Annotated in this window: 9 protein-coding genes; 1 reads left to right on the top strand and 8 read right to left on the bottom strand. The window is 39.1% G+C overall.

Annotated elements, in window-relative coordinates; all coding sequences use genetic code 11:
• Positions 1-349: 349 nt before the first annotated feature.
• Together ACKTS5_RS10560 and ACKTS5_RS10565 are read right to left on the bottom strand one after the other, a co-directional pair.
• Positions 350-1708, bottom strand: coding sequence for a pyridoxal-phosphate dependent enzyme (locus ACKTS5_RS10560; protein WP_408043833.1), 1359 nt, complete (start codon positions 1706-1708; stop codon positions 350-352).
• Between the two features lie 42 nt (positions 1709-1750).
• Positions 1751-2986, bottom strand: coding sequence for an ABC transporter permease (locus ACKTS5_RS10565; RefSeq protein WP_408043834.1), 1236 nt, complete (start codon positions 2984-2986; stop codon positions 1751-1753).
• Positions 2987-2991: 5 nt separating this feature from the next.
• Here ACKTS5_RS10565 and ACKTS5_RS10570 point away from each other — a divergent pair, with 5 nt between their 5' ends.
• Complete coding sequence (locus ACKTS5_RS10570; protein ID WP_408043835.1) at positions 2992-4230, top strand: exo-beta-N-acetylmuramidase NamZ family protein; 1239 nt, start codon at positions 2992-2994, stop codon at positions 4228-4230.
• A 39-nt stretch (positions 4231-4269) separates the two neighbouring features.
• On the opposite strand, the gene ACKTS5_RS10575 is transcribed toward ACKTS5_RS10570, so the two are convergent.
• The 6 genes from ACKTS5_RS10575 to ACKTS5_RS10600 all read right to left on the bottom strand — a co-directional run bounded on the left by ACKTS5_RS10575 (position 4270) and on the right by ACKTS5_RS10600 (position 13006).
• Positions 4270-5127, bottom strand: coding sequence for a DUF4249 domain-containing protein (locus ACKTS5_RS10575; protein ID WP_408043836.1), 858 nt, complete (start codon positions 5125-5127; stop codon positions 4270-4272).
• 4 nt (positions 5128-5131) lie between these two features.
• Positions 5132-7471, bottom strand: coding sequence for a TonB-dependent receptor (locus ACKTS5_RS10580; RefSeq protein ID WP_408043837.1), 2340 nt, complete (start codon positions 7469-7471; stop codon positions 5132-5134).
• Between the two features lie 119 nt (positions 7472-7590).
• A complete protein-coding gene (locus ACKTS5_RS10585; RefSeq protein ID WP_408043838.1) occupies positions 7591-8694 on the bottom strand; it encodes a helix-turn-helix domain-containing protein in 1104 nt (367 codons plus the stop codon).
• 43 nt (positions 8695-8737) lie between these two features.
• Positions 8738-9472: a DUF6503 family protein gene (locus ACKTS5_RS10590; protein ID WP_408043839.1), complete on the bottom strand. Its 735-nt coding sequence runs from the start codon at positions 9470-9472 to the stop codon at positions 8738-8740.
• Positions 9473-9681: 209 nt separating this feature from the next.
• On the bottom strand, positions 9682-10695 hold the full coding sequence (locus ACKTS5_RS10595; RefSeq protein ID WP_408043840.1) for a CARDB domain-containing protein: 1014 nt from the start codon (positions 10693-10695) through the stop codon (positions 9682-9684).
• A 532-nt stretch (positions 10696-11227) separates the two neighbouring features.
• A complete protein-coding gene (locus ACKTS5_RS10600; protein ID WP_408043841.1) occupies positions 11228-13006 on the bottom strand; it encodes a cytochrome-c peroxidase in 1779 nt (592 codons plus the stop codon).
• Positions 13007-13008: the final 2 nt, after the last annotated feature.

A 13008-nucleotide genomic window follows, 5' to 3' on the forward strand; every position in this document is an offset into this window, starting at 1 on the left:
TGTAAATTATTTGAATTAGTTGATTAACAAAGCCCACTCAAACGAGTGGGCTTTGCTATACGTTATATGTTACGGTATAATTAGTGACCGCAAATTGTCTTTTATCAAAAAAGCACGAATGCCGTGGATACCACAAAAACGGATACCAGAAACAGACTAGCGTAATACAGCACCTTTAACTTACGACCTCCTTCCGAAATGTGTTTTCTATAATAATTTGATAATTTTACTACTTGGTGTAAAACCATTACGCATATCAATACAGGTAAGCTTAGAAAAATCATAAACATTAAAAACACATCGCCTAAACTCGAGGGACTACCGCAAAAGTACTTTGTAATCAACATACTTATATCGCGTTAATGATGTCGTACTTGGTAATGATATGGTGTTTTCCGTTTTCTAAGGCCACCAATACAGCCTGACTGTCCTTATTAATTAGTTTTGATACGGTTTCAATACTATCTGATGATTTAACTACTGGATAAGCAGCTCCCATAACCTCTTTAATCGGTGTATCGGCAACATTCTTATCGGCAATAAACCCACGTAGCAATGCAGCCTCGTCTACTGAACCTACAAATCCATTAGCGTCTCTTACTGGGATTTGAGAGATTTTAAAATCGCGCATGCGCTCAATGGCATGTGACACTAACTCTTCGGTTTGCACTGTTACTAGCGGCTTGTCGATATGTGATTTAATCAAATCTTCAGCGGTAGTTACCTCTGCATCTAAGAACCCTCTATCGCGCATCCAATCGTCATTAAACATCTTTCCTACATACCTACTTCCGTGATCGTGGAACAACACAACAACTACATCGTCCTTTTTAAATTCATCCTTTAACTGTAACAATCCCTTGATCGCTGCTCCTGCTGAATTTCCAACAAAAATTCCTTCTTCTTTTGCGATCATTCTCGTGTATACTGCAGCATCCTTATCGGTTACCTTCGTAAATCCGTCAATAAGACTAAAATCTACATTTTTAGGTAAAATATCTTCACCGATACCTTCCGTGATGTACGGATAAATTTCGTTCTCATCGAAAACCCCTGTTTCGTGGTATTTCTTAAATACTGAACCATAGGTATCTACTCCCCAAATTTTAATATTTGGATTTTTCTCTTTTAAATACTTTGCAGTCCCTGAAATCGTTCCTCCTGTTCCTACACCCACAACAAAATGTGTGATCTTACCTTCAGTTTGTTCCCAAATTTCCGGTCCAGTTTGCTCGTAATGTGCTGTCGCATTCGAAGGATTGTCGTATTGATTAACATACCAAGAATTTGGAGTCTCTTCACCTAAACGCTTTGATACTGAATAATACGATCTTGGATCTTCGGGTTCAACATTAGTAGGACATACTACTACCTCTGCACCTACTGCACGAAGGATGTCCATTTTTTCTTTGGATTGCTTATCTGAAATTACAAAAATACACTTGTATCCCTTCACTATTGCCGCCAATGCTAATCCCATACCAGTATTTCCTGAAGTTCCTTCAATGATGGTTCCTCCGGGTTGTAAGCGACCATCAGCTTCGGCATCCTCTATCATTTTTAACGCCATACGATCTTTTACAGAGTTTCCTGGGTTAAAGGTTTCCACCTTAGCCAATACATGAGCTTCCACTTCACTAGTTACTGAATTCAACTGAACCAAAGGTGTATTTCCGATGGTTTCCAATATATTTTTTGCGTATTTCATTATCGTTATTTTATATTACAAAGAAACAAAACTTATTTCAACTTAAGCAAACTTAATCGACTTCGAAGGATGGATTTTCGTGATGATGTACGAAGGAATTACTAACATCAACATACACAGCAGCAAGGTTCCTAAATTCAACAGTACTATTGCTGAAACATCGAGATTCAACGGAACCGTTGTCACGTAGTAATTTTGAGGGTTTAACGTAATTACACCCGTGTACTTTTGTATACCAACAATGACAAAAGCGATGATATTTCCGTAGAGTAAACCTTTTAAAATCAAATAGCTCGCATTGTACAAAAACACCTTTCGAATACTCCAATTTGGACTCCCCAAAGCCTTCAATATTCCTACGAGTTGTACTTGTTCTAAAATGAGTACCAACAAGGCCGTTATCATATTAATTCCGGCTACGAAAATCATAATTCCTATAATCACCCATACATTGTTGTCAAGGATGTCTAACCAATTCAATATTAGAGCGTAATTATCAACCAAGGTAGTGCTATTAAGGGTTACCCCTACATTGCGATACACCTCGTTACCGATCGTTGTCAATTGGTTAAAATCGTCTATTACAACCTCAAAACCACCTACCATTTCATCTGACCACTTGTTTAACCTTCTCACCTCTCGAATATCTCCCAACACCATGTTTTTATCAAACTGCTGAAATCCTGTATCGTAAATTCCGACTACCACTGGCTTTCGTCTCTTAAAAGGTGTTTTACTTTTTGTCGCATTAAAAATCATCTCAATCGTGTCGTTTAATTGTATATTGAGATTATTAGCAATTGTACTGGAAATGATAATTTCTTTGTTTCGTTCTTGTGCAAAGTTTGGCAAACGGCCATCTACTAGGTATTCTTTAAAAAACGTAAAATCGTAATCGGTACTCACCCCTTTTAAGACCACGCCTTCAAAACTCTCCGGAGTTCTGATCACCCCAAATTTATTCGCAAATACCTGAACGTTTTTTATCCCATCAATACCCTTAAATTTCGGGTAGAAATCCTGATTCATACTAATGGGAACCGTAGATATGTCGGAATTGTTATTGTCGTAATTTACAATTTGAATATGTCCTTTAAATCCGGCCATTTTATCACGTATTTTCTTCTGAAAACCCGCTCCGATGGCCACAGATACCAACATTACAGAAATTCCAAGCGTAATGGCTATAGTCGCAATTTTTATAATTGGGGATGATATACTATTTTTATACTTTTTTCCAGCGATTATCCGCTTGGCAATAAATAACTCGAAATTCAAAGGTTATGATTTTTAAGTACACCAAAAGTACATATTTATTGTGGTTTTTTTGCATCTCAGTACAACTAGTTTCATGTGCACAGCAAAGTAATACCACTTCAACGAAAGAAAAACACAGGCCCAATAGCATCGTATGCGGTGCCGATAATACTGAGGCCTACCTCTCTTACTTAGGAGGAAAGAAAATTGCTATTGTCGCCAATCAGACATCCGTTGTGAACTCTGAAAACGCCCCTGCCAAACACTTGGTCGATTTCTTGGTGGCACAGCCGACTGTTAGTGTCCAAAAAGTTTTTGCCCCGGAACACGGATTTAGAGGAAAAGCAGATGCTGGAGAAACTGTTAAAGACGGGATAGATACCAAAACTGGACTCCCAATCATTTCATTGTACGGTAAAAATAAAAAGCCCTATCCATCTCAACTAAAAGGTCTTGATTTGGTTGTTTTTGACATTCAAGATGTGGGCGCTCGATTTTACACTTATATCTCAACGCTACACTACGTAATGGAAGCTTGTGCTGAAGCGAATATTCCACTACTCTTACTCGATCGTCCCAATCCTAACGCTCATTATATAGATGGACCGGTATTAGAAAAAAGCTGTAAAAGCTTTGTAGGGATGCATCCAGTTCCTACGGTCTATGGAATGACCATAGGGGAATACGGTCGTATGATTAACGGTGAACACTGGTTGGCAAAAGGAGTGCGTTGCGAGCTGAAAGTCATTAAATTGAAAAACTACACCCACAGTACTCCATATATTCTACCTATCAAACCCTCACCGAATTTACCCAATGCAACGGCCATCAATTTATACCCAAGTCTCTGCTTTTTTGAAGGGACCCCAAAAGTATCCGTGGGACGTGGAACTTCACAACAGTTTCAAGTAGTAGGAACGCCCGACTACCGGGTTCCCGCGGCGAGTTTTAGTTTTGTTCCTCAACCCAACGAAGGAGCCAAATACCCAAAAAACCAAGGAAAAAAATGTATAGGCTTTGATTTAAGCACGCATAACAGACTCAACAGCATTGAATTGAAATGGCTTATCACATTTTATAAGGCCCACCAAAAGAACCGAGAAAAGGTGGCTTTTTTTAATGCATTTTTCAAGAAACTAGCAGGTACTCCGCTCTTGCAAAAACAACTAGAACAAGGGCTCACAGAAGCGGCTATCAAAAAAAGTTGGCAGCCCGGATTAAACACCTTTAAAAAAACGAGAAAAAAATATCTCTTATATCCATAAACAAAAAGATCGATGGCCATCACCATCGATCTTTTTGCTTTACCTAAATAGGTATTCTTCTTGAGCAACACTCGATACACTAAAATAGCCCAACGGATACTTTGACGGGTCTGTTGTATTTATAACATTTCCCTTGACAAGTACTGGAACGGCTTTAAAAGGACTGCCTCCCTGCCCATTGTCGTATTGACTCAACAAAAGGTTCATAAATTGATAGTGACTCTTAGAAATCCCAATTAACTGTATCCCTATACTATCTCCCTTCTGAAACTCCTCATTCACTGCCGTATCTTCGTCGTCTTCTTTTTCCCAAACTTCTTTCATCAAATTTCCATTGGAAAATTCGTCTTTTTGGGTTTCGTAATACGGTAATACATCTCGATTGCTTTTAAATCGAATCAAATAATAATTTTCTGCACTGACATCGTCTCGGTACCAAAACGAAATTTCCGGTACTTCTGGATCTCCCCCTTCTACCACAGATTGCTTCACTTCCGTTATGGCTGCTGTAGCTGTCATTACTTCTTCCGCCTCATACGTATCACCTTGATGTGCTACAAGCAAACGATATCGCTGCTGCAACACTGGTTTAAAATTCGTACAACGATACCTACCCTCTGTAGTATGAACAAATTCAAACTCCTCTAAACTACTTGAATTAATCACCTTTACACGTGCATCGGATACAGGTAGTAACTCCTTATTACGATAGTATTTTTGAGTCAGACTAAGTCGTATTTCCTGCTCAACCCCAGTGGAACCTTGCTTCCAATGCAAGGCTGCATCGACTACCAATCGCTGCTGTCCTTCGGGTAGGTCTACCTGTACCACATCAGTACAAGCACAAAATACTACTGCAAACATCCCTAAAAGGGCATAAAAAAATCTTCTTTTCATGGTCTTAAAATTTAAAATTGTAGGCTAAGGATGGTACGATTCCGAATATCGAGGTTCGAATTGCTTCGTTCTGCCCTGTATTTCTGCGTTGTCCAAAAGTAATATCCTGAGCATTGCGCCTGTTATACAGGTTATAGATCCCAAAGCTCCAAGTACCCTTCCATTTTTTGTCGGTATCCGCACGAGGCGTATAGTTTAATGAAATATCTAGGCGATGATAACTCGGCAAACGGCTAGAATTGCGCTCAGCATAGGTGGCAATAGCAATCCCTTGATAATTATAACTACCATTCGGATAGGTTACAGGGCGCCCAGTTTGTAACACAAAATTACCTCCTAGACTCCATTTTTTATTCCATTGATAACTGCATGACAGGGAAATATCATGAGTTCTATCAAAATTTGCAGGGTACCAATTACCATTATTAATACCAGTTCCTCCAAAAACGCCCCCCGAAGTACGTTGTGCTGCTCTTGACCAAGTATACCCGACATAGCCTCGCAATTTCCCTCGGTTTTTGCGCAGTAAGAACTCGGCTCCATAGGATCTCATGTCTCCTTGGAGTATCTCTGTTTCGATATGATTGTTTCCTATCAAATCTGAACCATCGATATAATCAATTCGATTATCAACGTGTTTATAATACCCTTCAACTTCTAAACTATAGCGACCATTAGCCCAGTTTTTAAAATAGCCCATACTGTACTGATGTCCTCTTTGCGGCTTTAAATAGGTACCACTTGGCGCCCAGACATCGACAGGATTCACAGTTGTAGTATTCGAAAGTAAATGAATGTACTGCGCCGTTCTCGTATAACTCCCTTTAATTGAGTTTTTTGCGTTAAACGCATAGGAAAGCCCAACCCTAGGTTCCAAAGTAACATAGCTCTTATTTCCGCGCAGGGTTCCCGTTACCACCCCTTCTTCATAGCGGTTGGTTATTGGATTGTACTGTAAGGGTTTTCCGTCCTTGTAGGCTCTCAATTCCTCAGTAAAAAGCCGTTTAAAAAACGATGTTCTCAGTCCGTACATCAGTTGAAGTTTTGACGACAGTTTGTGTTCGGCTCCTAGATAAAGCGCCGATTCTAAAGCTCTTTTCTGAGCCAGCTGCAACGGATTTATGGAAGAACCTTTTTTTGAAGGCTTGATAGCTCCTGGGTTAAAATCATAGCCAATAGTAGCGGCGCCAATTTGCAATTTCCATTTTTCCGTAGCATAGTAATCCAAATCGTATTTAAAATGAACATTGGCAATAGAAGCTTTCCAATCCAAATCCATAAATCCCAGCAAAATACGATAATCGTATTTACTGTAAACCAAAGATGTATTACTGAATAACTTATCAGAAAACACGTGATTCCATCGCAAATTGGCGGTGATGTTCCCATAATCAGATTGGAAGTTATTGGTTGCTAAATAGTCACGTCCAAGATAGGATGACAGGTATATGGTATTTCTTTTATTAAGCGCGAGATGCGTTTTTAAATTTACGTCGTAAAACGAGGCGCTATTGGTTCCGCTAATAAACAAGTGCGCATAAGATGCACGCCCAGCTAACAACAGTGCTCCTCGCTGCCCTAAGAGCGGCGTTTCTACGCTTAACTTACTCGAAATTGCTCCTATACCTCCCGATAGCGTGAATCGTTTTTTATTACCATCTTTCTGACGCACATCGAGCACTGAGGCAATTCTACCTCCGTATTTTGCTGGCATGCTTCCTTTGTACAGTCGTACGTCTTTGATCGCATTGGAATTGAACACAGAAAAAAAGCCCAATAAATGGGAAGTATTGTAGACCACAGCCTCGTCTAAGAGCACTAGGTTTTGATCAGCTCCACCACCTCGAATGTGAAAACCCGCTGCTCCTTCTCCATTTTTAGTAACTCCAGGTAAGCTTTGTACCGATTTAATAATATCGGGTTCACCGAAAACGACGGGACTCTTTTGCAGGTCTTTCACCTTTAACTGTGAAACCCCCATCATTGGAGAACGCACATTAGCTTTCTGTCCTTGAGTACTCTGAATAACTACTTCATCTAATTCAGTAGCTTCCGGCTGCAATTCTATGCGCAACTGCTGTGTTTTCCCTTTGGAAATATCCAATACATAGTTCGCAAATCCCATAGCACTGATTACTACCATAGTGTTGGGCTTTCGAATTTCTAAGGAAAAAAAACCGTATTCGTTGGTCATCGTTCCGATTGCTGTGCCTTCTATATAAACATCAGCTCCAACTATGAGTTCTCCAGAGCTGCCATCTTTTACGACACCACTAACTGTTGAACGTTGTGCCCAATGACTCCAAGGAATCAGCAGCACACAAATTAAAATGAATTGCTTCATGTAAGTGAATTTTTAAAGTTTTGAATTTCAAAAATCCACGAATACTAGTTGAGAATCGACTCAGCATATAGGCTGATGTATATTTGAAGTACGACCGTGTAGGCACACACGCTTATCCCTTATGAAACCAAGGATTCCTCTATTAAAATAGCTCTTGGAGTTTTCCCTGTAATCTCTTTAAAATGTTTATTGAAAGTCGATTTAGACTTAAATCCACACTCCATGGCCATGGCAAGAATGGTATACGAACGATATTCAGGACGTTTACAAATAACCAAAAACTCTTCTACCCGCAACGCATTGATATATTGATAAAAGCTCTTTGATTCGTATTCATTAATTATTTGCGAAACGTAATTAGGAGTGGTTTCTAAACGGGCGGCTAATTCACCTAGTGTCAATTCAGGTTCCAGATACAATTTATCTGTGTGCATCAGGTCTTTTAACCTGGCATAGATCACCGCAGCTACTTCTCGTTTCAGCCCGGACTTTTTGTATTGCTTTTCGGTAACATCGTCTTTGATTGAACTCGATAGCTCATTCTCTAATTCTGCAGCTGATGAAAATATAGTGGTTTGGTTAATCCCGTAAAACCCGAGGTACAATACAAACACCACTACTCCTGAAAAAATGAACACGGGATTGTCAGAAAACAGCACTACCAACCATATCCCAATTAAGCCCAAAGTTAAATTGCGCAACCAATTAAGCGTTTTGTTTTCTGTATTTGAAAAGCTATTTTCGATGCGTTTCTTATGCTTTTTTACTAAAAATAAAACCGCTAGACTATACGAAAACCCACTTACTAACATACTGCTATCTTGCAACCAATCAAACCACTCATAAGCGTGGTCTTCTCCCCTCATAACAATCGCTATTTTCGTGTCGGCACTCAACGCATAAAATGGAATCCCCACTAAAATTAGGAGTAAAGAAGGCAGTAGGTGTAGTGCTATTTCCCGTATTCGTAGCGATGGTCCCGTCAAGCTTCTCGCATAGAAGTACAAAAATACTCCTTGCACTAATGGCAGGGAAAAATCCATCCCCAACAGCCATGGGAAATCGACTATTTTACCGGAGTCGACTGCGTAAAAATATCCTAAGTGCACCCCAATGACTGCCAACCACAATCCTAAAACGCGATCGGCTTGTGAGGTATTTTTTTTCAAAATAAGCAAGACTATCAGCGTGATAGCCATAAAAATTCCTATGATAAAAAACATGCCTTCAGTTTATTTAACAAACGAATTGATTTACAAAGTAGTATTAAGGTAAGCGACGGATTTCTATACGTTCCAAAATAATCTCTGATACCTTTTCGAGCGTACCTGCTTCAAAAGCCTCCGCCAACATCTCAAAGCGCTGTTCCTTATTCATCGGCTTGTAATTGTCGTAATTAGCCAACTGTATCCCTTCGGTATCAGTAACTGATTTTACAGCTCTAAAACGCATTCCTCCTCCATTTGTATGGTAGGCATACGCAAGGTACTTCAATTGGTAGCTTTCAGTATCGAACCAGTACAAAAATTGATCATCAAAATCATCTCCTCCACCTTCTTCACTAAAACTAACTGCTACTTTATAGTAAGAAGTTCCTTTTATTTCTTCTTCTCCCAACAGCTTCTTATGAACAGCGGCATCGTTTAAGCCTAAAGGTAATACCGAAAAATAGTGCACTGAATTTACTGCATTTGCTAGACTGTTGCTTTTTTTCTCGGTCAGGGTCACCAAACTGTCATTGACAGTACGTACAAACCCCTCGTTACTCAGACGGTCGAGTATCGTGTTACCTGAATTTTGTGAGGTACGCTGTAAGTTAAACGCTCCGTTTTTGCGAATGGCTTTGAATTGATTTCCTCGGAATTCAAAAGAGAGTTCAGCTGACTTTAACTGTTCAATTCCAGATTTTTTCAGGGATTCATCAATAATTTCTTGAGCCGTTTTTTGAGGACTGCAGGCCCCTAAAAGTACTACGGCAATTGCAAGGATAGATTTGCGCATAATGATTTGTTTGTTTTGGTCGGTAGACAGTTCCAAAATTACAGAAAGCCCTCAAGAACATCCTTAAAATTCTGTTAAGAATCCCATGACTGGTCACCTACTATTGCTTAGTCGAAATATTTCTTGGCCTTAGTATCTCAGCACAACTATCTACCCCAAAAAAAAGGCTCCTCTCGGAGCCCTTGAAATTTAGATTGTATTTGATAAAACTACTTATGCTTCAAAATCTTAGTTTTACTACCTGTTACATCTTCAATCACATACATTCCATTCGGTAGCGAACGCAGGGTCGCTTTTTCTTGTTCTACTGAATTGACAATTCGATCAGAAGTTCTGTTTAAACTGCGAATTCGAATTGGATATGTCTTCGTTCCAAAACTTTGACGGTACCTCAATCGGAATGCCAAGGTATTATTCGCCTCATTCTGCTCATCTACAGCATTGTCTGCATCGGCTTTCAGTATCAAATAATAGTATCCAAATCCAGTAGTATACGGAATATTATGTCCGAATATAGTGAATCCAAAAGTGGCGTTGTTATTAGGAGCTATGCCATTAACCGTCGTATTCGCATTTATATTGATAGGAATATCATTTGTACTCCAACTCGCGTCATAAGATAGGTAGGCTTTAATTTTACTCGTTCCTGAACTAACTGTTCCCGCATTGACAACATGTCCAGTTACCGTTAATGAACCTCCTTCTTTTGACAAAATATGGATTCCCGACCCTAGATTAGAATAACTCGAACTACAACTAGTACACTCACTTTGAATGACAAGGCTATTTTCATAAATTTTAAGGTCTGCTTTCCCTAGATTAGGATAGGTATAACTCAATACTTTTGTCAAACCTGCATACTTTACCACCAAAAAGAACTTTGCATTGGAAGTGGTAGCGTAATTTTTTAATGCTGTGTTCCACCATGGCTTGTACTTATAGGTACTAAAGAATAGATCGTGATCATCTTCTCTATTCCAATAACTTCTTCCAAGTTCGTTAGCTGCTGAAATCGATTCCTTATACACAATAAGGTCAATTTGATGATGACCGTGGGTACTGTACCTATAATCCCCTTTGATTTTGAACTCAAAGTCAAATTTAGTTCCTGCATTAAAGTGCTGCCCTGCGGGTTCATTAACCTTAAAATCGATTACATCGATAGTTTGTGCATAAGACCAATATGTGGCCATAAATAAAACGATAAACGTAAAATTTTTCATAATTTTTAGTATTTTTTCTATTCACAAGGTAGTAGAATACCCTAAACAAAATTTTGATTTTCAAGTCTTTAATAATTTAATAATATGTACTAAAACCGAACACTACACCTCGTCTAACAACGGCGTAACTGAACCTCAATAGCTCTTGATGACTTTGATTGTTTAACTGCTAGTTTATTACGGAATGTAACAACTCATAAAAAGAAGGACTTAGCACTAAAAAACAAACTCCAAAGACCGCATTTCGATGTATGCAGTACAGTCCCACCCACCCACCCTCTCGTAGACTTCACCACTGAAAAACAGCATTTAAAACCTGTACTATTTTAACTTCATGTTATATTTTTTTAATTAAATAGTTTACAACCCATAAAAAAACAACTCTTCAAATCTTAATTTTTTAAACTAAACCTAAATATTAACATAAAAAAATGCGAATTACACATGAACATTAAAAATAAAGCATAAAAAAACACTCCGTATAACCTTCGTTACATTGGAGTGTTTTCAATGAAAAAAATATCTAAACAGCTTAATACGAATCCGTCAAACTATTCATAAATGCGACTAACTGTTGTATTTCTTTATCAGAAAGGTCTAAATTATCAAACGGCAAAGTTTGATGTGGCAGCTTAAACCCTAAGCCTACACCGCCTCCTTTGTTATAAAATTCAACCACTTCTTCAAGAGACTCGTAAACTCCATTATGCATATAAGGTCCTGTTTTGGATACATTTCGGACCGTAGGTGTTTTAAAAAAGTGTTTGCGTTCCGGTGTTTTGAACAACTCATAGCGTCCTAAATCGTCACTTAAGGCTGTTTGCGTCAAATTTGGAGTTCCGAGAGCCTCCAATTCGGTATCGTTGTAATTAGGAGGTACAGTTCCGTTAAACACGGGTGCAAAATGACAGGTTGCACACAGCGCTTTCCCCATGAACAGATTGAACCCCTGTTTTTCGTCTTCGGAAAGTGTGGTGAGTACGCCGTTAATATTTTTATCAAACTTAGAATCAAAGCGATTCAAGGTTCTGACATAACTGGCTAATGCGTGTTGTACAGTATGCGCTTTGCGTTTTCCTCCCGATAGTTTACTCAGTGTTTTAGCATACCTAGGATGCTGCTCAACACGTGCAACAATGCTATCCATACTCGTGTTAAACTCATTGTGATTTTTAACAACTCCTACTACTTGTCCTTCCAAACTTCCAGCACGAGCATCCATAAAAAAACCTCTTTGATACGCTGCATAGGTCACTGTTGGTGTATTTCTTTGCTGCTTGGCATCGAACACGCGTTTCCCATCAGTAAAAGCCAGACTTTTATCGTGGCAGCTCGCACAAGACATGGTCTTGTTTTTAGACAGCGAGGCATCTTCAAAAAGTGCTTTCCCGAATGCGATGCGCTCCTTATAATGGGTAGTATCACTCTGATAATCGGCAAAATAATGAAGATTCAGGCTCGATGCTGAAAACAAGCTGGTCATGGTATTGGAAAGTGCCATTTCGAAAGGAAATTCTACCTTCCAATCTCTTTGTACCGCCACCAGTGTTTTCAATTGAGGATGGATGTGATTTTTGATAAAGGCATAACGATCAAAAGACTCAAAATCTCCTTTCAGGACCGCAATGGCAGCGAGTACCTGTTCTTCCATTTGCTGATACAAGGCTTGTGAACTAAAATTGGGCTTGGTCATTTTTAACACCTCTAATAAAGTGGCATAGGTCCATGCAGACTCTTGCAGCGAAGCACTTAGCACTGGCGAATCGAAACCAGTGATTCCCGTAGTAGCTATGCGAACTATCTGTTCTCTCAGCAACCAAATAAGATGGTAATCACGTAGTTGCAAATCCGTATTATGAGCAATTAGCTTGAGTCTACTACTCGTGGTTTGAACGGTTGTTATCAACTCAAGTGAATCGGGTTCCTCTTCAAAAACAATTTCTTCAATCACCTGAAAACCTATGGGTTGTAGTACTTTTGTATCATTGCTCTCCTCGCCTTTTACCTGTATGATATTCGGAGCATTTAGCGATTTATAATTATTTTTATCGGTATACGCCAGTACTGGCTCTGCTAGCTTAAAATACTTACGAGCCTCACGGTACAAAGATTGTTGTACTTGTGGGCTTTTACCTGTCATACTATCCAATGCTGCGATGCTTTTTTGCAAATGCGCCATATACAATTCTGTAAGCCCTTCATTTACTGCCTTTTTATCGGTATAAGCTCCTTGTTTATGACCACAAGCATACAAGCACAGAAAAAGACATACACAGAGGTATGCCTTTTTTAAAATTTCTATAATTCTCATAT

Origin of the sequence: Tenacibaculum litopenaei, from assembly GCF_964514025.1 — a bacterium.
Classification (GTDB): Bacteria; Bacteroidota; Bacteroidia; order Flavobacteriales; family Flavobacteriaceae; genus Polaribacter; species Polaribacter litopenaei.